Source organism: Lacrimispora sphenoides (genome assembly GCF_900105215.1).
Classification (GTDB): Bacteria; Bacillota; Clostridia; order Lachnospirales; family Lachnospiraceae; genus Lacrimispora; species Lacrimispora sphenoides_A.
Genome location: NZ_FOIP01000001.1, coordinates 3543639 through 3565283, shown reverse-complemented (window position 1 = coordinate 3565283; position 21645 = coordinate 3543639). Strand labels below are relative to the sequence as shown.

Annotated in this window: 25 protein-coding genes; 1 reads left to right on the top strand and 24 read right to left on the bottom strand. The window is 40.1% G+C overall.

The window, feature by feature from the left end:
- Window positions 1-21: 21 nt before the first annotated feature.
- The 11 genes from BMW45_RS16495 to BMW45_RS16440 form a co-directional block, all read right to left on the bottom strand.
- Entirely contained in the window at window positions 22-618 is a 597-nt protein-coding gene (locus BMW45_RS16495) for a DNA-3-methyladenine glycosylase (RefSeq protein WP_092245878.1), read from the bottom strand.
- 63 nt (window positions 619-681) lie between these two features.
- Entirely contained in the window at window positions 682-1788 is a 1107-nt protein-coding gene (locus BMW45_RS16490; RefSeq protein ID WP_092245875.1) for a DHHW family protein, read from the bottom strand.
- Between the two features lie 11 nt (window positions 1789-1799).
- Entirely contained in the window at window positions 1800-3263 is a 1464-nt protein-coding gene (locus BMW45_RS16485) for an MBOAT family O-acyltransferase (RefSeq protein WP_330390767.1), read from the bottom strand.
- On the bottom strand, window positions 3211-3747 hold the full coding sequence (locus BMW45_RS16480) for a hypothetical protein (RefSeq protein ID WP_092245872.1): 537 nt from the start codon (window positions 3745-3747) through the stop codon (window positions 3211-3213). Before BMW45_RS16480 ends, BMW45_RS16485 begins: the two co-directional genes overlap by 53 nt.
- 272 nt (window positions 3748-4019) lie before the next feature.
- Entirely contained in the window at window positions 4020-4424 is a 405-nt protein-coding gene (locus tag BMW45_RS16470) for a VOC family protein (RefSeq protein ID WP_092245869.1), read from the bottom strand.
- Between the two features lie 176 nt (window positions 4425-4600).
- Window positions 4601-5329: an MBL fold metallo-hydrolase gene (locus tag BMW45_RS16465; protein WP_092245866.1), complete on the bottom strand. Its 729-nt coding sequence runs from the start codon at window positions 5327-5329 to the stop codon at window positions 4601-4603.
- A 51-nt stretch (window positions 5330-5380) separates the two neighbouring features.
- Window positions 5381-5683 (bottom strand): GNAT family N-acetyltransferase, encoded by a 303-nt coding sequence (locus tag BMW45_RS16460; RefSeq protein WP_092245863.1) that lies wholly within the window; start codon window positions 5681-5683, stop codon window positions 5381-5383.
- Window positions 5661-6245 (bottom strand): aspartate/glutamate racemase family protein, encoded by a 585-nt coding sequence (locus BMW45_RS16455; RefSeq protein WP_092245860.1) that lies wholly within the window; start codon window positions 6243-6245, stop codon window positions 5661-5663. The genes BMW45_RS16460 and BMW45_RS16455 overlap by 23 nt, the downstream gene beginning before the upstream one ends.
- Before the next feature lie 114 nt (window positions 6246-6359).
- Complete coding sequence (locus tag BMW45_RS28240; RefSeq protein WP_207649078.1) at window positions 6360-6572, bottom strand: hypothetical protein; 213 nt, start codon at window positions 6570-6572, stop codon at window positions 6360-6362.
- A gap of 163 nt (window positions 6573-6735) precedes the next feature.
- Window positions 6736-7251 carry a VOC family protein gene (locus BMW45_RS16445; protein ID WP_092245857.1) on the bottom strand — a complete coding sequence of 172 codons (516 nt, stop codon included), beginning with the start codon at window positions 7249-7251 and terminating at the stop codon, window positions 6736-6738.
- 80 nt (window positions 7252-7331) lie between these two features.
- On the bottom strand, window positions 7332-8294 hold the full coding sequence (locus BMW45_RS16440) for a helix-turn-helix transcriptional regulator (protein WP_092245854.1): 963 nt from the start codon (window positions 8292-8294) through the stop codon (window positions 7332-7334).
- A gap of 256 nt (window positions 8295-8550) precedes the next feature.
- Between BMW45_RS16440 and BMW45_RS16435 the strand changes: the two genes are divergently transcribed.
- Window positions 8551-10233, top strand: coding sequence for a flavin monoamine oxidase family protein (locus BMW45_RS16435; protein ID WP_092245851.1), 1683 nt, complete (start codon window positions 8551-8553; stop codon window positions 10231-10233).
- An 80-nt stretch (window positions 10234-10313) separates the two neighbouring features.
- On the opposite strand, the gene BMW45_RS16430 is transcribed toward BMW45_RS16435, so the two are convergent.
- The 13 genes from BMW45_RS16430 to BMW45_RS16370 all read right to left on the bottom strand — a co-directional run bounded on the left by BMW45_RS16430 (window position 10314) and on the right by BMW45_RS16370 (window position 21370).
- On the bottom strand, window positions 10314-10835 hold the full coding sequence (locus tag BMW45_RS16430) for a GNAT family N-acetyltransferase (protein ID WP_092245849.1): 522 nt from the start codon (window positions 10833-10835) through the stop codon (window positions 10314-10316).
- Window positions 10836-10862: 27 nt separating this feature from the next.
- Entirely contained in the window at window positions 10863-11426 is a 564-nt protein-coding gene (locus BMW45_RS16425; protein WP_092245846.1) for a methyltransferase family protein, read from the bottom strand.
- 32 nt (window positions 11427-11458) lie between these two features.
- Window positions 11459-12541 (bottom strand): DUF1648 domain-containing protein, encoded by a 1083-nt coding sequence (locus BMW45_RS16420; protein ID WP_092245843.1) that lies wholly within the window; start codon window positions 12539-12541, stop codon window positions 11459-11461.
- 319 nt (window positions 12542-12860) lie between these two features.
- Window positions 12861-13472 carry a hypothetical protein gene (locus BMW45_RS16415; RefSeq protein ID WP_092245840.1) on the bottom strand — a complete coding sequence of 204 codons (612 nt, stop codon included), beginning with the start codon at window positions 13470-13472 and terminating at the stop codon, window positions 12861-12863.
- A gap of 138 nt (window positions 13473-13610) precedes the next feature.
- Window positions 13611-15584 carry an ABC transporter permease gene (locus BMW45_RS16410; protein ID WP_092245837.1) on the bottom strand — a complete coding sequence of 658 codons (1974 nt, stop codon included), beginning with the start codon at window positions 15582-15584 and terminating at the stop codon, window positions 13611-13613.
- Window positions 15574-16338: an ABC transporter ATP-binding protein gene (locus BMW45_RS16405; protein WP_092246609.1), complete on the bottom strand. Its 765-nt coding sequence runs from the start codon at window positions 16336-16338 to the stop codon at window positions 15574-15576. Before BMW45_RS16405 ends, BMW45_RS16410 begins: the two co-directional genes overlap by 11 nt.
- Before the next feature lie 17 nt (window positions 16339-16355).
- A complete protein-coding gene (locus BMW45_RS16400) occupies window positions 16356-17168 on the bottom strand; it encodes a TraX family protein (RefSeq protein ID WP_092245834.1) in 813 nt (270 codons plus the stop codon).
- Between the two features lie 184 nt (window positions 17169-17352).
- Complete coding sequence (locus BMW45_RS16395; RefSeq protein WP_092245831.1) at window positions 17353-17982, bottom strand: biosynthetic peptidoglycan transglycosylase; 630 nt, start codon at window positions 17980-17982, stop codon at window positions 17353-17355.
- 236 nt (window positions 17983-18218) lie between these two features.
- On the bottom strand, window positions 18219-18680 hold the full coding sequence (locus BMW45_RS16390) for a VOC family protein (RefSeq protein WP_092246606.1): 462 nt from the start codon (window positions 18678-18680) through the stop codon (window positions 18219-18221).
- A 112-nt stretch (window positions 18681-18792) separates the two neighbouring features.
- Window positions 18793-19803 carry a sensor histidine kinase gene (locus BMW45_RS16385; protein WP_092245828.1) on the bottom strand — a complete coding sequence of 337 codons (1011 nt, stop codon included), beginning with the start codon at window positions 19801-19803 and terminating at the stop codon, window positions 18793-18795.
- Complete coding sequence (locus BMW45_RS16380) at window positions 19800-20462, bottom strand: response regulator transcription factor (protein WP_054791571.1); 663 nt, start codon at window positions 20460-20462, stop codon at window positions 19800-19802. Before BMW45_RS16380 ends, BMW45_RS16385 begins: the two co-directional genes overlap by 4 nt.
- 53 nt (window positions 20463-20515) lie before the next feature.
- A complete protein-coding gene (locus BMW45_RS16375; protein ID WP_092245825.1) occupies window positions 20516-21016 on the bottom strand; it encodes a GNAT family N-acetyltransferase in 501 nt (166 codons plus the stop codon).
- A gap of 45 nt (window positions 21017-21061) precedes the next feature.
- Complete coding sequence (locus BMW45_RS16370; RefSeq protein WP_092245822.1) at window positions 21062-21370, bottom strand: DUF6506 family protein; 309 nt, start codon at window positions 21368-21370, stop codon at window positions 21062-21064.
- Between the last annotated feature and the right edge of the window lie 275 nt (window positions 21371-21645).

The following is a 21645-nucleotide window of genomic DNA, read 5'->3' as shown; positions in this document are numbered from 1 at the left end:
TCAGAAAGAGAAAAAGGGAGCCTATTCGCTCCCTTCTATACAAAACCGCCAAAGGTAGTCTCTGGCTTCCTCTGCATAGTCAATTCCCACACGTTTTGTTGCAATGATATTGAAATTTTTGTCTGTGCCTTCCTCAAAATAGACCTGATCCCCGCATAAGTCTATGCCGTTAAAGCTTCTATCCAATGATAATGCGCTGCAAAACTTTCCCGGTCCGTTTATAAGACCCTTGCGCTGGCTTTTGGAAAGCTGCTCATACTCCTTTCCAAATCTCTTTTGTGTCATCCACTGGATTCCCTCCAATGGTTCAGCAGCCCTTATTAAAACTGCCTGTGGAATCCCCTTCTCCCTTGTTACCACATTGAAGCAGCAGTACATCCCATAGATAAGAAACATATAAGCATGACCGGGATCTCCATACATCACTTCCACCCTTGGTGTCCTCTTTCCGCCGTAAGAATGGGCAGCCTTATCTTCAACGCCCATATATGCCTCTGCCTCTATAATCTTAACAGCGAGTCTCTGTCCCTCAATCTCGTGGACAAGCACCTTCCCCAATAGTTCCCTGGCAACCAGGACCGAATCCCTGTTATAGAATTCTCTGTCTAGTTTTTTCATCCCCTCAGCCTTCCTTTCGTATGATCGCGACGATGAATTATTATAAGCAGATTATCATCCGCCCTATTTGAACATTGCACTGGAATTCAGTACCGAAGTACTGTATACAAAAAGCACATCCTGATCATCAAAAGAAATATAATCGCCGACCAAATCACTGGCAATGTAACGGATATCAACCATGGTCACTTTGGAATACCCGTCAAGCAAAAGGGGCGCCAGGCTGCTTCCAAAGGAATCCCGGAATATCACCAGCTCTTTTCCGTTTTTTACATTTGGATTGGTGATTTCCAAAAGGGCCGCCGCACCGGATAAATACACATCATAAGGATCATTTCCTGTAAGCTTTTGGGTATCATACACGGCTGTAGTTTTTCCTGTCTCCCAATTATACACGGTACAGGCATCTATGAGGTCACAGGTAAGGTATTTCAGTTTGTCCGGTTTCATGGGAAGGGCAGAATGCCCATAATATACTCCGTAAAATGGTTTCTCCACTTCGATTTCCTTATATTGCCCGGCGCTCTCCTTCTCTTCTCCTAAAGCATTACGGATTTTATCCGCAGCCTTAGTAATCCTCTCCTGCTTCCAGTGAATATCTGTCTTATAATAATCTTCGATTTCCAAAATATCCGATAGATCTATATACTTCGCAAAGTCTGTATCCGCCTTCATCATTTCAAACAGCTTCTGGTAGTCCATGGAGGGATAGCCATTTGCCTGGGAGAGGAAATACCCCTTGTCAGGAACAATGGTGAGATACGTTTTTACGTCTTTCCCATCCATATATTTTTCATACAGATACCGGAACTTTTCCGCCGCTTTTTGAATGGAAGCTTCATTCAAGGGGTATTCCATTTTTACGGCGTAGCCATCCTGAATATAGATGCCGTTATTATCTTTCTGACCCAATGGATAAAACTTGACATACGCTTTTATGGTACGGTATAAAAAGCGGCCGGGGAACTGGTCTTTGGCATATTGCTCAAAGCCCTCCATAAAATCAGCCGTGGCAAGACTTTTAAGGGTTAATTCCGGAAACCCGGCAAGCTTCCTTCTTTCACTGGCTGATATTTCCTGTGTTGGTGAAAGCCAGGAAGAAAGCGCCAGAAGAACCCATACCATTCCTACCAAAATCACGATCATCCGATTTGTTTTTCTATTTTTCATTCCTGCCCTCCTTAAAAGCGAAAATACAGAAATGGATTAAAGGAAGCATCGATTAAATAAGCCGTTGTCAGCAAAAGCATCACCACGCATACCACAGGCTCTGCCCAAGTAAGGGCAATCGCTCCAAATGGTGTTTTGCGGATTCTGCAGATGATTCTCTTTGGCAAATCAGTACTTCCGGTTATGGCTATCACAAATATGATAAGATAGCTTCTTAAATAATAGGCGGACTGGACTCCTGTAAGCGGCAGTCCGCTCAGCCCGAACATGGAACGAAGCCGTTCTGCTGATGTACTTAGATCAGGCGCATCAAATATGACGAAGCTTATGATTACAAGAAGCATGACATACAAATGAGAAATGCTTTCCGGCATTTTCTTTAAGAAACTGCCAAGCCACAGCTTCTCAATCATCAGGAGAACAGCAAATAACATTCCCCATATGACAAAATTCCATGCAGCGCCGTGCCATAAGCCGGTCAGCATCCATACCAAAAAGATATTAAAGAGCCAGCGCATCCTACCAACGCGGTTTCCTCCTAAGGGAATGTATAAATAATCCCTGAACCAGGTTCCAAGGGACATATGCCACCTGCGCCAGAATTCAGTAATGCTTTGGGAAATAAACGGATAATTGAAATTCTCCTGAAAATCAAAGCCAAATATCTTGCCTAAACCGATTGCCATATCACTGTATCCGGAAAAGTCAAAGTAAATCTGTAAAGTAAAGGCCACTGCATAAAGCCAGTAGAATAAAACATTTCGTTCCGGAGAATCTGCAAAGACTTTGCACAATTCTCCAAGTGTATTGGCGATCAGTACCTTTTTTGAAATTCCAAATAAAAACCTGCGTATTCCAATGCGGGCTTTTAAAAGACTGTGCTCCCTTCTGTCAAGAGCCTGTGCGATATCAGTATATCTAACAATGGGACCTGCGATCAGCTGAGGAAAGAAGGCCACATAAGTGGCCAATGACAACAGATTCTTCTGGGCCTTTGTGTTTTTTCGGTAAACATCAATGGTATAGCTGAGAATTTGAAACGTATAAAAGCTGATGCCAATGGGAAGAACTACGTTCAGCATAGGTACTGATAATCCGGTCATGGAATTGATGTTTGCTATAAAAAAATCCACATATTTAAAATACCCCAGCATTCCCAGGGAAAAGACCACCGAAACTAGGAGCCATCTCTTCCCCCATGCAGAAACGGAGTATTGCTCGATGAGCAAACCAAGAATGTAATTCACCACTATGGAAAGGACCATAAATATGATGTATTTCGGCTCTCCCCAGCCATAAAATATGAGGGAAGAAAAAAGCAATACACCGTTTTTCAGCTTCTTCGGACATACAAAGTATACTCCAATAACCAAAGGCAAAAAATAATATAAAAATGTTATGCTTGAAAATACCATGCTGTCACTATTTAGATAACTTAAGGTCGAAATCTGCACCGCACATTTCCTTAAAGGCATCTGCAACCTGCTGGGAGGTTACTGCTTCCTTTAAATTGGAATCAACCATAACAAGCATTATCAAATCATTGTAGGTAACAATCTGGAGATCATCTGCCATAACACAAATCCACTTCCTCTGATCAATCCCATTAAGCATATCCTTTGCAACTGTTTCTGCATCGGCTGCATTATTTACACGGGCAAGTACAAGGGAATAGGCCTGTGAACCGATCATCGCCTCGGACACAACAGCTTCCTTTACTTTAGAAGCATCGTCAAGGCCCATATTATATTTCACCATATCCTTATTTGTTAAATCAATGGGTGTATTTCCCAGGCTTAAATCAACCTTTGCTTTTTCGTAAATAGTACCAATGATTGAGGTCAAATCTCCTTTCAGAGCCTCCGGCATATTACCCCCGCCCTCTGTCTTCTTGCATCCGGTAACTAAAACCATAAACATTGCCACTAATATAAAAATTGCTGATATCTTATTTCTCATCTTTATAAACGATCTCCTTTATTATCTTTAAATCAGAATTAGATTTCTCATCGGGTATCCAAGTGCTGCATTACCGGCTAAATTCTATCTTCTTTAAAATCAGAAAGATTATTTCTTCTTGCCTGACTAGTTCATGGCGACGGCGGCCAGGATCAGCTCCTGAAACGCCTCCTCGTCCACTTCCTCTCCCTCATGAAAGTCAATGGCTCTCCTGGTGTTTCCCTCCAGGCTTGAGTTGAATATAATAGTTCTTTTCCGATTCAGACCAGTATCTATTTTAAAGCCGTAAACATCCAGTTTACGCCATATTTATCCTGTAAGGATCCATGTAATGTTGCAAAAAATGATGGACTAAGCTCCATATAGACCTCACCTTCCTGCTTTAAAAGATCCCAGGCATCTTTCACAAGAGCCTCATCCTTGGTTGTAATGGAAACATACATATTATTGCCTTTTGTGCTTCTCTCAGAGCTGTCGGCACACATAATTTCCATGCCATCAATCTGAAGTCGGGCATGCAGAACCAGATTTTTGTTTTCTTCGGGAATAGGGAAAGCGGGGTTTGGCGGCATGTCACTATATTTCCGCATCTCAGTAATCGTACCGTTAAATGCTTTTTCATAAGTTTTAATTGCCTCTTCGCAATTTCTATTAAACATCAAATAATGACCTAGCATAGTAAAACCTCCTGTTTTTATTTGTATCAAGTAATTTTAATGATCATTGTTATTTTTTACTTTCTCGTTTTAAATATACCATGAAAACAAACTCTCGTAAAGCAACGATTTTCTTAAATAAACTTTACATTCCATGTAAAAAGCTGCATAAGTATAACTTATGCAGCTTTTGATTATCATACGTTTTCCTGGCGTTCCATAAGAGAATTCATGATATTGAGGATATTTTCCTTACTCATTGGTTCGGCATGTCCCATGACACAAATATCAAAATCAAATCCCTCTATCGATGTAATTAATGAGCGAAGTTTCTCTTTATCTAAGAAGCAGTTATTATAATAATCAACCCCAACCGCATCTCCGATGAATAATATTCTTTCCTGAGGTATCAGGATACAGACACAATCCTCACTGTGAGGAGATTCAACATGATAAAGTTCCGCAGTTATATCTCCCAGATCAATTTCCATGAATTCTTCAAAAGAAAGATCGGAGGTTACCACTTGTATCTTTGAAAGAAGGGGATATTCTGTACGGATACTTGTATCAGCAAATTCAATTTCTACTTTTGCTTCCAGTCTTTTTTTCATTTCCACATCCGTCCATTCCCACTTCGCCATTTCCGCTAATTTAGCATTTGTTTTTTTATGAGTGATTGTAATCCCTTCCACCGCATGCATACCAAATGTATGATCCCAATGCCAATGAGTGACCGCAGTAATGCCTGGTTTTTTTAATCCTTCTTTGCACAGAGCTTCATAAAATAATTCAACATGTTTTTGGGAATTGCCTGCGTCTATCATGAAAGAATGCTTCTGTCCTTTTACATACCCAAGAACCGGCCTGTCGGCCGCTTTATCAAACATGCTGTAAAACACACGATCTGTTAGTTGTCTAAATTCCATTAAAAAATTCTCCTGTCATATTTGTATTTTTCCGAATCCGGCTTAAGAATATTATAAGTGTTCTTTACTCTGATTTCGAAGCATTCCACATCTGTTATCCGGCAAGTATTCAAATCGATGCTTATTGTACAGCAGGTCAGCAGGACAATTTGCTATCAGGCAAATATAGCTGTCCTCATATGTGTTCTCTTCAAAGTAACGGTCAATGGCCTGCATAATTTGTTCCGCATAACCTCTCCGCCGGTATTCTCCATCAACCATAATATCACTTACGACGTAGGTGATGCCCCCATCCCCAACTACCCTGCCAAAACCGATCAGTTTTTCTTTATCATACAGAGAAACTGTAAGCACCTTGTTCTACAAGGCCATGAATAATGCTGAGGTATTTTTCTTTCGATGCCTCTGAAATAATTCCCAAACACAATTCATTATAAATCACATCATTCACAATTTCAATTTCGCCTTCATCTGGAACAAGGACTGTAATTCCTGCATTCACCAACTTTTCTTTATAAAAATCCTGGGTCATGGTATATTTTGTACCCAGCAAAGCGACTTTTGTAATATTGTGAAGCTTCAATTCATCTGCCGTAGCCTCCGCTATATGAATGACAGGAATATGAATGCTGCTTTGAATCTGGGGAACTACTTTGTGCATTGTATTTGTACAGATCAAAATAAAGTCCGCCCCTGCTGTTTCAAGACGTTTGGCAGCCGCTGTTAAAATAACAGCACTTTTATCCCAGTCACCGTCTGCCTGGCACTTCTCTATTTCAGAAAAATCCACACTATATAAAAGCACTTTCGCTGAATGTAATCCTCCCAGCTCCTTTTTCACTGTTTCATTCAAAATTCTATAGTAAGTAACCGTGCTTTCCCAACTCATTCCGCCAATCAGTCCTATTGTTTTCATGTTTGTTTCCTCCCCCTAATTATTTATTGATATCATATCATAATTATCTTCTATTGTCTTTGGCTTTATTGATGGACAGGCCGAGTTGCATTGGATCAAAAAAAGCGGCGGCTTTTATGAAAGCCGCCATCCCTTTAACTCCTTCAAACTCGGATTGTTGAAGTTTGCCCATGTGAAATTATTATCAATATATCGAACCATTCTATAAGCCATAGGCTTAAATCCGCACTTTGGCCAAAATGTTGAAGAGGCAAGATTGGTTATCCTCCAATCAGTTATGATTCTCTGATACCCTTTTTCTTTCACCAGCCTGCTGCCTTCATTCATTAATTTCTTCCCAACGCCACTTCTCATTTGGGTCGGGTAAATGCCTGCGATACTTTTTTTCCGCAATGAGGATCATTGCTTCCTTATCCGCTTTATTGGCGAGTCTGATTTCTGCATCAGATACAGTTTCAAATGGATTGTAATCTCCAATATTAACCGCGATCTATTCCTTATTCATACTTTTCGCCCATTCTTCTACTCTCCGGCTGCTTTCTTCTTCTGATAAATCCTCGATCCTGGTCATAATGGACCATCTCACTCCAAATGGATCCAGAATACTTCCAAACCGATCCCCTGAAACAAAGTTCGTAACAGGCTCCCGGACTTTTGCTCCTTTTGCCACCGCATGATCAAACACCTCATCAACATCGGAAACATAAATTGCCAAAGAATAGCAGGCATTATCCTCTCCTGGCGGTAAAACCAGCTGATAAGCCGGATTCGCCGCTCCCAGCTGCAAAAAGCCGTTACCAAAATCCAGCTCCGCATGAACAATGATACTATTGCCGCTTTCATCGAAAAATTCCGTGCTGTCCTTAACCCTTGCATGGAAAACGGACTGATAAAACTTAATTGCTTCTGAGGGGTTATTTACTACGATAAATGGTGTTATGGACGTAAACCCATTCGGCATCCCATTATTTGTATGATCTCCTGTTGCACCCATGTATTTCGCCATTGCTCTTCCTCCTTAATACAAATCATCAATATGAGCTCATTATATATCATCTACACTGACAGCTGCTGTCAGTGTTATCGTTAAATTTGATAATATTCCATTAGCTCCGAAGCAATATCTGCCAGCCTTTTCTTCAAGCTCTCAGGCTCTATGATCTCAATGGCTCTCCCATAGGATAAGAGAAAATGAGGCACATATCCATTCATTACTCTTTCATCAAGTAAAAAGACAGCCTGATTTGGAGTTCTCTCTTTCAGATGATGTCCTAAATACCAGTGAATGCTCAAATCATCCAAGGCCTCTGCCCTGCCCCTGATCACGACGGAAACCACCCTGTCCTTATTTGCCAGGTCAGGCAAAAGATTTTGTAAGAAGAATTCTTTGGCGGAAAAGGCTTCCGGACGTTTAAAAGTCATTTGCGTCCGATTTATCTGTAATATCCGTTCCGCACGAAAGCTGCGGATTTCATTTCTCAAGTGGCAAAATCCAATGGTATACCATTTATTGTTCCAGTAAATTACGCCGTAAGGATCAATGACCCTTTGTCTGGATTCTTCTTCACGGCTTGTACGATATTCAATTTCCACGGAATACTCGTTTGCCACAGCCCGCTCTATTTCTACCAATTTCGGCTTAACGGAAGAGTCGATCTCGCGGCTTATCACTTCAAAACCGGTTAAATGTCGATTGAGAATGCGCTCCTGTTCCCGGTTGGAATACATTTTCAACTTTTCCGTTGCCCTGCTTAATGCGTCATTAAAAGGGTACCCCGCTTCTTTTGCAAATACTGCTGCATGGAGAATGGCCTTTTGTTCATCAACATCAAAAAATAAGGGCGCATTGATAAAATCATTCAGCAGACTATAACCGCCATTCTGGCCTGCATCGGATACGATCGGTACCCCGCTGGCACAAAGTGAATCAATATAGCGGTAAACAGTCCGTATATTGATCTCCAGTCTTTCCGCTATTTGTTTTGCAGTAATTTTTGTCCCTGAATTCAGCATCCAGAGAATTGCCAGCATATTATCGTTTTTTGACATTGTTTAACCTCATTTTTCCCTATGTTTCCCATTCATTATCAGAACTGCATACTAAGATATTTATCTTCTGTAATTAATTTACACAATAAACATTAAAATTACAATCAGAAAATTAATCTCTGTACAGCGTTCGCCTTATGCGCACGTCCATGAGAACCAAATTACGCCGGCCTGCAGCTCATGGCTCCCCTATTTTGTTATATTCGGGGAAGGTTACCAATATATTAAACTGTAATGATATTATGAGGTATAATCAATGGCTGTTCCATTAAATCAAGTTATAAACCCTACGAATGAACAACGGCGCGAAATGATCAGAACATCATTAGAAAGGGCGGGCCGGCCGGAAGATTACGAATATATTGTTAATTTACTGAGCCCTCCCCCGGATATCACAAATTATGCATCGCCGGGAGAAATGAAAGGGGTAAAAATAGGTGTCATCGGAGGAGGGCTGGCCGGTCTGGCCGCCGCATTCGAGCTTCGTAAGCTGGGAGCCGATATTACAATTCTGGAAGCCAATGAAAATAGAATCGGGGGAAGAGTTTATACCTATTATTTTGATCCGGAAGGCAAATACTACAATGAATTCGGCGCTCATAGAATTCCGGCGACTCATGAAACCACCTGGCATTACATCAATTTATTAGGCCTTAACACATTTCCACTGTCCGTAAGGCAGCGAAATAATTTTTTATACGTACATAATACCCGTCTGAGAACATCAGACTCCATTGAACAGATGCTTTATCCTTTATATGATTTGACCCCTCAGGAAAGAAGCACTCCCTGGCCAGAGCTTGATGACTATGCCTTTTTGTATCTGATGATGCAGCTTCCGCCTGATATCCGGTCAGAGCTAATACAAATTTTACCGGAATATTCCCCGGAATATTTAACTCTTACAAACTATACCGTCCGGCAGACCCTGGAAAACCTGGGGTTAAGCCAGGGGTTGATCAGCTTGATCTCTGGGGTCAGCCCAGGTACCGGCGCTTTGCTGAATATCAGTTATGATGAAATCACCCATGAGGAATATACTCTCGATTACCGTAACACCTATACCATCGAAGGCGGAATGGTAAATCTGCCCTATGCATTTGTCCAATCTCTTCTCGCAGATAATCCGACCCAGTATCAAAATATTCCAGCATCTCAGCTTGGCACGGTTAAATATCAGCCCGGACAGACGGTTATCGGTATTTATCAGTCGCCTTATAATAATCAAATCATTCTAACTCACCGCAATGTACGGAATCTCAGGAGAACTACCGATGTATTTGATTACATTGTATGTGCGATTCCCTACTCTACTCTTAGAGAAGTAGAAATCAAGCCATATTTCAGCAACCTTAAGATGCAGGCTATTTTAGAGTTTAACTATATTAATTCGCAAAAAACACTTTTTATGTGCAATAAACGTTTTTGGGAGCAGGATACCGATTACGGAAGAATGGTGGGGGGATTTTCCCAGACAGACCTGCCTATTCAGTCCATCTTCTATCCGGGAGATCATATCCTTTGCCCTGATGTTTCCTCCTGTTCGCCGGATGATCCTGGAGTACTGGTGGCTTCCTATAATTATCATTTAAATGCAACAAGGGTGGGAAATATGGACGAAATCCCCCGGTATAAACAGATAAGAAGAAATGTGGAGGAAGTTCACGGATTGCCAAGAAGATTCTTAGATTCCATTGTAGAAGACCATAAGACTGTTGTTTGGGATAATCAACCCAATAACCGGGGAGCTTTTGCTATGACACTTCCAGGTCAGAAAGAACTGTTTGCCTATGAGATGCTGAAGCCGGAATTTAATCAGAGGGTCTACTTTGCCGGTGAACACCTATCCACTAAGCACGGCTGGATGCAGGGGGCATTATATACCGGTAAGGAAGCCGCCAATCAGCTGGCGAATACGTTTCACGATCAGCTTAAATAATACTCCAGCGGCATGAGTAAAAACTGTTTCAGGTTAGAGCCCATACATAAAACCGCTGCCCTGTAACATAGGGCAGCGGATCATTTAAGAAATAAATTCATTACTTTTACGGTATGTTCCCTATTTCCATAGGTCTTTTTCACTCTGTCAACTTCTATATATCCCATCTTACACCAGAACTTATACCCCATGTGGTTATCTTCCAAAACCCCGATTCTTAATGCCCTGCCATGTTCTTCCAGAACCCAGTCTTTTATAGAATCATGTAATTTTTTTCCCAAACTGTTTCCTCTTTCCTTTGGGTCAAGCATAAGTAAGCCTATTATCCACTCACCAGTCGCTTTATAATCTTTAACCATATCTATTACAGCAATTAAAACATTCTTTTTATATACTCCAAATACAAACTTGTCTTTCATTGCTTTACCCGGCGGCAAGTCAGACAGAATGCTTTTTCCTTCATCCTTTTTGGGCGGCCCTCCTTCAGTTAATTCAAAAAAGTCGGAGCATCTTTCACATAGATCCTGTACGTCTATCTCATCATCGCCAGACAATAACCTGATATTGTATTCATGCTGCCCTATTATTTTATTTCCTAACAAGATTAATCCTCCTTTCCCATTCCTAAATTATAAAAACCGCCTGACTTTTTTACAATATTCCATATATTCTTCCCCGTATATTCCTTTTAGTGACTGTTCCTCTAGAAGGATTTGTCGGTTAAATAGCCACATTCCGACAAAAACATAGATAAGGATTATCCAATTGGGGATAATGAAAAATACGCCTGATAAAACCAATCCAAATGCGGTATATATGGGATTTCGGCTTATGGAAAATGCGCCTGTGGTCACAAGCTCCCCCGGATGGTCTTCATCAAGACCTACACGAAAGCTTTTTCCAAATGAAATCAGTGCGTATATAAACAATAAAATACCCATAACACATAGTATCGCGCCTATCCAGCCGGTGAATGTAACGTCAAACAATTCAACTCCTATTCCAGGCAGATCAAAAGCACTTGCAAATACGATATAGAATAATAGAAATGCAAATGGCAGGATCAGAAAATCCGTTTTATCTTTTTCGCCAAATTGAATTGCTTTTATCCCCAGCCTCTTTAATTGAAAGGTCCGGATCATAACAAGCATTACAAGCAAAACCAATGTTGATGCTGCAAGATATCTTACCATATGATTCACTCCTCAACGAAACGCATCCCAGTTTATTCTAACATGAATGGAAGCAATGTAGTTGCCAAAATAAAGACTACAAGTGCAGCGATCGCTATGAGACTTTTAGGATTTCCAAAATTTAAGGTATAACCTATTCCGAATCGTTTTTCCACAAAAAGAGATGGATCTTCTTTGTTGCAATACAGAAAACCGCCCAGCCAATAACGGTCATCGTCCACCTTGTTTCCTGTCGCATCATCCCTTATATCCAACCGGCTTCCTCCCTGGCCGACCTTAACCCCAAGATAAATGCAGCTAATGAAAATAGCAGCAAAAAAGGCAAAGGGCAGAACCATCATCAGCTTTTCATTTATTATGGACAGCATAGTAAGTTGAATGCAGGTAAATAACAGCATTACCATAAATCCGACAGCATATAAGAAAATACTCATTATACCCTGGAAGGCCTGAGTTCTCCGGTGACTCTGCTGATTCCTGGACGTGCCAATGCCAAAATTGATTCCTGCAAACAGAAGTCCAGTGAAACTTTGGATCAGTGGCATCACAGCAAACGTTCCTAAGGATTTTGCAGCATAGCGGTCCACTTCTCCTGCAAGGTTGTAATGCATGGGGATTTGCCCGGGTAAAGATGGATATTTAAACACGGCTGCAATAACGGCAATGGCAATCGGGACAAGATACAAAAGATACCACGCAGTACCAATCGTTTTATCAGATTTTTCACTGATATTTGTCACTGTCTCCGTATCAATCTGCCAATCACGTTCTTGTTTGATCGCCTTGATCTCTGAACGCGCGAAAAAGTATATGAAAGTACTGGCAGCGAGATACAGGAATATACCGCTCAGCTGGAGCCATAACGCCCGTTCTTCCGGCATCCAGATATAACAAATAGTGCTTCCAATTCCCAATACCAAACCAATCACAAGACAGCTGATGCAGTAATTGCGCCGCAATAATTTTATCTTAGGATCGTTATATTCGCTTACAGGTATAGAAATACCAAAGCAGATATTTTTTTGTATAAAATATGGGGTAAAAGCAGTAGCAAACAATATAAGAACCCATGAGAACCCCATTATCCCAATTATATAACTTAAATTTTCACTCAAGACAATTTCCTCCTTCTATGCTTTTATTCAAAAGGTCATACTTTATAACTGCAAGCCAATCTTTGCCGATGTACTGGGAATAAAGCTCAATGACAACCGGCAAATCATACGCCTCCTCAACATTCATCATACATCAAATATAGCACTAAAATAGGATTTGTCAATTTTATGATTTATAGCCATAAAAATTTATTGCTGAATGTTATACGCTCTGTCAGCGTTGCCGCCTGACTACCTTAAAATGACGTAAGGGGGTGTCAAGGATGGCGAAGCCGTTTGTTTGTCCTTAACACTCCCTCATGGTTTTATGGCCACCACCTTACTGTGACTGCTTAACTCTTAATAATACCATTCCACCTTTGCGCCCGAAGCCAGTCTCCCACAGCTCATAAAAAGACAGCCAACGAAACCCGCCATAGGTTGCAATTTTTACAAAAAACTCATCTTCGAATTCTTCATATCCCACAAGCATGAACCAATGCCAGACCAGATCCTTAAAATTAACATTCTTATGCCGCAGCAGCAAGAAAGGAATCGAGATACCCTTGTCAATCTGGCTTATGATTTCCCTGGCTGCTTCCTTAGCCGGAACCTCTCCCGGACAGCCTGCCAGCTGTATATCCGGTGCACCCACATCCTGCAAATATTTATAAAACCCGTCTATAAATATATCCAGTGTATCGATTCCATGAAATCGGGGCTTTAAATAGGGCTTCATTATCTTGGAAAAATTTATATAATCTTCCTTGTCAAGTCTTTTGATATCATAGGGATACAGATGGGTTTTATTGTCATGGAGCGCCATATTGATGCAGGCATCACAGGCTGCCGCCGCCCCACATCCACCCAGATGCATCATAGGGTCCCGGAACCAATCCTGATTTCCGCCAAAGGAATCTCCGACTCTAAAATAGGACAATTCTTTCTTCATCTTTTCTCCTCACTTCATTTATGCTATAGATGAATTATAGTACCAGTCTTACGTTTCGTAAAGAAAAACAATATTACAAAAAGTCCATGTTTTTCAATATATAAAAAACACGGACCTGTTTTAGGCTTTCAAACACATTTAATATTGATCTCTTCTTAAAATATGCTTACACCCGATATAAGTCAATCCAAAATAAACGCCATAAATAAAAACAATAAACAACGCCGGGATAAAAACGCTATCCATCACATTCACACGTTCAAAGGCCATCATTACATTATTTACAGCTGTAAGCCCAACAATGGAATGAACAATTCCAAGTATAAAAGGCAGTAAAAAGTAACAAAGTATTTGTACAAACAATGCCCTGTCCAGCATTTTCTTTTCAGCACCCAGCTTCCTTAACAGTGCATAACGTTCCTTGTTATCCGATGCCTGGGCAAGCTGCTGGATTGCAAGAATTGCCGCGCAGGCAACCATAAACACAATGCCAAGATAAATAGCTAAAAAGGATATGATGGCTTTCATGGCAAGCGATGAAGCATAGATCTCTTCTCTGCTTGAATAGTACCAAAAGCCCTTTTCCTGATAATCCTCGCTGTTACTATATTGATTTAGGTTTTCCTGAAGTTCCTTTGATCCTTCCCCAGTTTTGCATATCATGTTAAGCACCTGATCCGGTGACTTGTTAAGGGTTTCAGAAAACCCGTCATTTACAACAAACGTGATACCGGAATCACTGTTGGAAAGCTTTATGTTTTGTACTTCCCCCTTTGGCTGGAGCGTTTTACCTCCAAGGGAGATTGTTACATTCCTATCAAGGAACTGCTGCGCAATATGCTGGTAAACGTCGCCGGACGCAATGATGAAATACCCATTTCCAGGAAGATCGGCTTTTTCCATTCCCTGCATTTCTAAAAACTTCTGGTAATCAGAAAACATAACAAAATCGAGGCCACGTTTCCCGATATCAAAGGACAGGGAAGAATAATCAACCGGGAAATCCTTATAATGAAGGTCCCCGCGGTAAATACTATATTCATGGCTAATTGCATCAATCCCTTTTATTGACAAAGGCAGGCTTTCATATATGGTCTTATAATTCCCTTTCCCATCGCCATAAAAACTGACATCATAGGGCGCAGTCTCCTTTAAATCGGCTGACAGAATATTTTTCATGCTGTAACCGGTTGAAAAAATACCGATTACCAGAAGCAAGACAATACTGACCACGGATATGGATATAAAGTTTGTGTTGATCTTACTGGTGAGCTGACGGGTTACAAACATGGTCAGGTTTTTATAATAAAGCTTTTTATTAGATTGTACCAGCTTTGTAAGTATTCCCGAAAGAGAAAAGAAAAACAGTAATGAACCAGCCGTTCCTAAAATAATGGACCAAAGGAAGATACGGTTAATATTAATAATTCCATTTTTCAAAACCAATGCATAGGCGGTTCCTAAGAAAACAATAGATACCAGGAAAACCAGCACCGATAATTTGGTACTTCTGATTTTTAAGCTTTCATTTTTCCGGCCGCCATAGATCAAGTCAATCAGTTTATACTTGCTGACTGCAATTGTATTGAAAATGATTACGGTCAAAAAAATAACCGCGAAATAAAGGATACTTTTCACCGCTGCATCTGGTGAAAATATGAATTTATAGGCGGTCATGTCTGCCTCAAATATTTTAGCAGTGAACACGGACATAAACTGGGAACCGAAAACACCGATGATCAGCCCTGCAATTAAAGCAAGGAGTCCCATGAGAAAAGTTTCAAATACAAGAATGGCAGAAATTTTACCTTTGCTCATACCCAGAGTCATGTAAATACCCATTTCTTTTTTACGGCGCCTGATAAAAAAACTATTTGCATACACGATCAAAAAACCCAGGATCACTGCAACAAACACTGATATGACTGATAATATCTTTCTAAGTGCAACCATGGAATCGGTTAGTATTTCCGTCACAACCATGATATCCTGCTGCGCATAGATGGAGTTAAACATATAAAAGATAGAAACGCCAAATACAAGAGTGAAAAAATATACCGTGTAATCCTGCATGCTTTTTCCGACATTTTTAAAAACAAGCTTAGTCAGCACTTAAATCACCTCCAAGAAGAGCCATAACCTCCATGATCCGGTCAAAAAATTCCTTGCGTGATTCCTTTCCCCGGATAAGCTCATTAAACAGCTTTCCGTCTTTGATGAACAAAATGCGCTTGCAATAGCTGGCAGTAAATGCATCATGGGTTACCATTAAAATGGCAGCATTAATCTGTTCATTTAAATTTTTAAAGCTTTCCAAAAGCATCTTTGCAGACCTGGAGTCCAGGGCTCCGGTAGGTTCATCGGCAAGAATCAGGGTCGGATTTGTAATAATTGCCCTAGCTGCAGCTACACGCTGCTTTTGGCCGCCTGACATCTGATACGGATACTTATGCAATACTTCCGTGATGTTTAAAAGGGAGGCAGCCTGGTGGATCCGCTCATCCATTTCTCCTGCTGGAGCTTTCATAATTGCCAGTGCAAGTGCAATATTTTCATGAGCAGTCAGGGTATCTAAAAGATTGAAGTCCTGAAAAATAAAGCCAAGCTTTTCACGTCTGAACTTTGATAAGGCTTCTGCTTTCATCTCAGTGACATCCATTCCATCTATATAAATATGACCTGAGGTCGCATCATCAATGGTGGAAACACAATTAAGAATGGTGGTTTTTCCGCTTCCCGATGCCCCCATAATACCGATATATTCTCCTTCTGAAACATTAAAGCTGATATTGTCAACAGCCTTTGTTACATTCCCTTTATTACCGTAATATTTCTGAAGGTTCTCAACCTTTAAGATTGTATTCATAATGTCCATCCTTTCCTCTAGTGTATAGAAATAATATAGGCTAAAATCGTTAAAATATAAATATGGGCCGGATAAAAGGCATAAAAGAAATATTTCATTCCGCGGCCCTTCTGCTTATTGTAAAGCAGCATAAATGGTAAGGCAAATACCATATACCACTGAATATTATCCAAAAACATGCTCTCCACACCGATCTCGGGATTATAACCCATAGCAAAGATCAAAAGGCTGAGCAGAAAATAAAATATACCGATTTTCTTTTTATCCTGGTTGCATAAATATAATCCAACGCCTAAAACAACCAGTACAATACCGCCTTCACAGAATAAAAGTGAGGGAACGAAGAGCATTATCCCTCTTGTTATAAAGAATAATCCTGGATCAGACATGGCCAACAGTATGATGATACTGCTGAAAACAGGAACAAGCATTAAAAATATATATTGCAGAAACGGACGGTTCTCTTTCCTGCATATAGAAATCCGCTGAATACTGAATATGATCAGACATATTACAAATAGCGTGGAAAAAATATTATTTATGATAATACCCCCATTAGGCAACGGGAAATAATGATTAATCAGATCATTGCCAAAGTTCATAAATACAAATCCAAACCATAAACGCATTAAATATTTTACCGGGTTTCTTGTGTATCTCATGCCATTGGCTGTAGCAAAGATGAATAGAGGCGCTGATAATCTGCCCAGTATTGTAAACCACAGCGGAACCTGGAAAACACCTGTAAAAGTATAGTGAATATGATCGAATACCATGAGCACCAAAGCAATTATTTTAATCTGAAAACTATTGAGTCCTTTTTGTAACATTTATAATCTCCTTTTCTATTTCTGAATTATGTCTATTATAATTCCATCTGCCTCTGCCAGCCATTGATTTTGCTTACATGGAACGAACATTTTTGTCACTTTTTATTATACCAGGAAAACAATGAGCCAAGCGCCGCAAAGCAGCATTTTGCAAATGCAGCACGATAACAGTCGCTTGCGTCTATTATACAGGAATCGCTTTATAAGCATTGGGATTGTACTTATTTGGACTTTTAATTGTCCATACAAGTGCCTTGATCTGCGTGTTTGTCAGGTCTAAAGGCTCAACACCGTAATAATGATTCGCCGCCTGCTTCAGCCCATAACATCCTTCCCCATAGTAAGCGATATTACAATAAAGCTCCAGTATTTCATCCTTTGTAAGATCTTTTTCAAGCTGAAAAGCAACAAATAATTCTGCCACCTTCCGTTCATATTTCTTTTCAAAAGAAAAGTACATATTTTTTGCAAGCTGCTGGGTGACCGTGCTCCCCCCTTGCACGAAGCTTCCTGCGATCAGATTATTTGCCATAGCCCTTGCCATGGCAATGGGATCAAAGCCAAAATGATAGTAAAAACGTTTGTCTTCTGATTGTAACACCTGTTCTTTATATCCATCCGGTATCTCATCAAATGAAATATAACTGTTTTGCTGTTTAAGCTCCTCTACTTTATCCGGCACGCTTATGGCTTCTGTCGCATTCCTATACATTTCATATCCGGCAGAAACTATAGGAGATATTTTTAAACTACCCATAAGGAAGCTGATGACAGCAAGTAGCAATATACTGATACTAATTGTTTTATTTTTCATCAAAATTACTCCTTTCGTGGTTTGCTTCCTCAGTATAACAGGAGAAGAATCATGGAACCATAGATTTTACTTACGATAATCGAACAAATTTGTAAGATAAAAGGCTGTATGCTCCCGCAGAGGGAACATACAGCCTTTTTTGTTGACACACTACTTTGATTGTAATGTATCGTGTGTTATACGCTCTTTCAGCGTTACCATGACACAACGATACATTGAATTTAACGCCTCATTCTTTAGGTTTGATTTATCTGTCTCCAGCTTTGCAGTTCAAGAATATTTCCTTCAGGGTCCCGCGCATAAACAAATACCGCTTCCTTGCCGTTTGGGTATGCCGCAGTAACCAGCTCTCCGGCATTGCTTCCTCCCGCCCTAATGACTTCTGCCAAGGTTGCTTCCACATCATCCACTTCAAAAGCTATATGTGCAATTCCCGGTCGGTTAATCTCCGAAGGTATGGTTCCTTCCAGCATGTCATATGAAAATATTTCGAGGGTTGGATGGTCTTCCACGTATCCGGGCAAAAGAAGATGCTCTCCTGTAATATGTGCATCCTTCAGTCCTGTTAGTCTGTCTAACCATACCCCTTGCAGATCACGTGTTTCATTGATGCTTTTGCAGTGAAATACCTTTTTATAAAAATCAATCAGTTTTTTTGCATCTTTAGCAATAATATTTGTGTGTACATAGCGAAACATGACCATGAATCCCCCTCTTCCGTCTTATAATTAATAAGTTTCTGCATATCTCTGCTTCAAACGCAATGATACCGTACATATTTCAAATTCACAATTATCGCGCCTAGACCCTTTACTGCAGGAATGACTGTCTGTCTTTTGGAAATGTTATTTTAATTGTTGTACCGTCTCCGGCGGCTGACTGGACTTCTAATCCAAGATACATTTTATTACAGAGTTCTTTGCATAGGTACAGGCCGATCCCCGTAGATTTGGCAAAAGCCCTTCCGTTTTCTCCTGTAAATCCCTTTTCGAACACTCTCCCAAGGTCGCCTTCAGAAATTCCAATTCCGTTATCCCGGATAAAAAGAATAATATTCTCCTGGTTTTCTAAAGCAGAAAACCATAGCGTCAAAGCATCTTTTTTATATTTGATACTATTTGCAATAATCTGCCCAATAATGAAATCAAGCCACTTTTCATCGGCATAAACCGTATAATCAAGATTGTCCAGTTTCACCTGTGCGCCGCACCCTATCAGCTGCTTTGAATGTTTCTTTACCGCAGCCTTCACTAAGCTGTCAAGAGAAAGCCTTCTGATGCTGTAGTCAGACGCAACGTTTTTGCTCCGGGCATAATAAAGAGCCTGCTCGATATAAGAATCCACCCGCACAGTTTCTTCGGATATTCTCTTTGTTATGTCATTGCGGTTATTTTGGCAGATTAGTTCGATGCAGGAAATAGGGATCTTTATCTCGTGAATCCATGTTTCAATATATTCCCGGTATTCATCCTGGGATATCTTGTAGGAAGCAATTTCATCGTTCATTGCTTTTGTAACATGCTTAAGAATTTCACATAGAACTTCCGCTTCTGCAAAATTAGGCTCTTCTAACAGGGAAGCGATGTACTGCTTTTGCTCCATTGACTCCAGCGTTTTATTTAATCTTCTATAATATCTGCTGCGTATCAGATATTCGTAAGCCAGTGCAACGAATGAGGTTATGATAATAGTCGTACAAATAAGTATTACGGCATAACGGCTGATATGGTAGACATCTAACAGAAAGGCCAAAAAAACAATGATAAAGCTTTGCGACAATAAAAACAGGATCTTATCCTTTAAAAAGCTTGAAAACTTCATATCATATACCCCTGGCCACGTTTTGTTTTTATAAAATCTGCAGCACCGATTTCTTCTAACTTTTTACGCAGACGGTTGACATTAACAGTCAGTGTATTATCATCGACGAATTCATCCGACTGCCAAAGCTCGTCCATTAAATCATCCCGTGAAATAATGCTGTTTGCATTTTGCATTAAAACAGAGAGAATACGCAATTCATTTTTCGTGAGCTCAACCTCTTTATTTTCATAATATACTGTGCTTTTTGCCATTGACAAGGTTAAACCCTTATATTCTACTTCTGATGAATAATTCTTCTGATTGGTGCGTTTAAGTATGGCTCCGATCCTGGCAAGCAAGATCTGAATGTTATAGGGTTTTGTTATAAAATCATCCGCGCCCAGGTTCATGCTCATCAGTTCATCCATGTCATTGTTACGGCTTGTCACAACCATAATTGGCACATCCGATCGTTTACGGATCTCCCGGCATACGTGATATCCATCATAATAAGGCAGATTGATATCAAGCAAAATCAAATCTGCGTCTGAATCCGTTGCTTCTGATATGATATTTTTAAAGTTATCACTTGTTTCACAAGAATAATTATAGCTTTCCAGCAGCGAAATCAATTCTGTTCTCAGAACGATATCGTCTTCTATAATAAACAGCTTCAAATTGAAATCACCTCCCAAATTCCTGTTAATGGGACTGATATTATATCCATCGCTTATAATAGTTTGGCCATATAATATTCGTCCACATACGTTCCATCCACAACCATGGAATTTTTCTTTATTCCTTCAACGACAAATCCATTTTTTTCGTAGAGGTGTCTCGCAGCATCATTGATACACATTACCGTTAATTCAAGCCTGGTAACCCCTTTCTCATCAGCCCACTTGTCCAGCTGCTTAAAAAATGAGGTACCGATCCCCTGCCGCTGATAGGCTGCGCGAATTCCCACTACGATATATGCAGAATGTTTTACTCTTCTTAAAATGCCTTTTTGCGCAGATATATATCCAACAATTTCATGATCTGCTTCGGCAGCTAAAAACAGATTATTGCCTGCGGCAGCTTCCTTTATGGTGGATTTTATTCTATCCATATTTTTCGCCCGTTCATTTGGCTCGTACATCATATATTTTGTCTCAGCATCAAGTGCGGACATCATATGCCAAAGTGCTTCAGCGTCGTTTTCCTCAATAGGTCTAATGATGACACTCATAAAACCTTGTACCTCCTGTTTTGTGAACTGTGCATGGCTTTCCTTTCATCGATTAAAGCTAGAAAAAAAATCAGCAAATAACTGATCCTGTTCCGGCTTATGGGTGACATAGCCGATAGCAATTTTATTATTTGTCAGTTCTATCAATTTTTGCGCACCTTCTTCACCAAATGCTCCGCATAATTCAACTGCCCCAACACCTTCACTTTCTAAGAAAACAAGCTTATCACAGGCTTCCGTAAAATTTCTGACGGTAAATACATAGCTGATTTGTTTCTCTGTCTCAAAACAGGCCTGATGAATCTCTGGGTTATAGTGACCTCCCATCAGTAAAAATGCAAATTTTTTCTTCATATTATTATCTCCTTTCCCAATGCCGGCGAATCAGCAGCAAGTGACAATAAAGCCTGAAAGATATCATACAGATATCTCCCAGGCCTTTATTATTCCGCACCTCAATTATAAAACTATGAGTTCTCTCTTGGTCACAGACCGGTTAAAACTGCGGAACCCTAGAAAACCTAATCTCTTACTTTATATAACAATATTCTTTTCAACTGGTTATTATTATATATTTTATGAGATCATTCGTCAATAATCTTTGCATTGCGTTATGCAAACACGTTAAT

Coding starts and splice junctions, on each gene's coding strand:
- BMW45_RS16495 (WP_092245878.1), bottom strand. CDS start 618: ATGAAAAAACTAGACAGAGAATTCTATAACAGGGATTCGGTCCTGGTT.
- BMW45_RS16490 (WP_092245875.1), bottom strand. CDS start 1,788: ATGAAAAATAGAAAAACAAATCGGATGATCGTGATTTTGGTAGGAATG.
- BMW45_RS16485 (WP_330390767.1), bottom strand. CDS start 3,263: ATGCCTTTAAGGAAATGTGCGGTGCAGATTTCGACCTTAAGTTATCTA.
- BMW45_RS16480 (WP_092245872.1), bottom strand. CDS start 3,747: ATGAGAAATAAGATATCAGCAATTTTTATATTAGTGGCAATGTTTATG.
- BMW45_RS16470 (WP_092245869.1), bottom strand. CDS start 4,424: ATGCTAGGTCATTATTTGATGTTTAATAGAAATTGCGAAGAGGCAATT.
- BMW45_RS16465 (WP_092245866.1), bottom strand. CDS start 5,329: ATGGAATTTAGACAACTAACAGATCGTGTGTTTTACAGCATGTTTGAT.
- BMW45_RS16455 (WP_092245860.1), bottom strand. CDS start 6,245: ATGAAAACAATAGGACTGATTGGCGGAATGAGTTGGGAAAGCACGGTT.
- BMW45_RS28240 (WP_207649078.1), bottom strand. CDS start 6,572: ATGAATGAAGGCAGCAGGCTGGTGAAAGAAAAAGGGTATCAGAGAATC.
- BMW45_RS16445 (WP_092245857.1), bottom strand. CDS start 7,251: ATGGCGAAATACATGGGTGCAACAGGAGATCATACAAATAATGGGATG.
- BMW45_RS16440 (WP_092245854.1), bottom strand. CDS start 8,294: ATGTCAAAAAACGATAATATGCTGGCAATTCTCTGGATGCTGAATTCA.
- BMW45_RS16435 (WP_092245851.1), top strand. CDS start 8,551: ATGGCTGTTCCATTAAATCAAGTTATAAACCCTACGAATGAACAACGG.
- BMW45_RS16425 (WP_092245846.1), bottom strand. CDS start 11,426: ATGGTAAGATATCTTGCAGCATCAACATTGGTTTTGCTTGTAATGCTT.
- BMW45_RS16415 (WP_092245840.1), bottom strand. CDS start 13,472: ATGAAGAAAGAATTGTCCTATTTTAGAGTCGGAGATTCCTTTGGCGGA.
- BMW45_RS16405 (WP_092246609.1), bottom strand. CDS start 16,338: ATGAATACAATCTTAAAGGTTGAGAACCTTCAGAAATATTACGGTAAT.
- BMW45_RS16400 (WP_092245834.1), bottom strand. CDS start 17,168: ATGTTACAAAAAGGACTCAATAGTTTTCAGATTAAAATAATTGCTTTG.
- BMW45_RS16395 (WP_092245831.1), bottom strand. CDS start 17,982: ATGAAAAATAAAACAATTAGTATCAGTATATTGCTACTTGCTGTCATC.
- BMW45_RS16390 (WP_092246606.1), bottom strand. CDS start 18,680: ATGTTTCGCTATGTACACACAAATATTATTGCTAAAGATGCAAAAAAA.
- BMW45_RS16385 (WP_092245828.1), bottom strand. CDS start 19,803: ATGAAGTTTTCAAGCTTTTTAAAGGATAAGATCCTGTTTTTATTGTCG.
- BMW45_RS16375 (WP_092245825.1), bottom strand. CDS start 21,016: ATGAGTGTCATCATTAGACCTATTGAGGAAAACGACGCTGAAGCACTT.
- BMW45_RS16370 (WP_092245822.1), bottom strand. CDS start 21,370: ATGAAGAAAAAATTTGCATTTTTACTGATGGGAGGTCACTATAACCCA.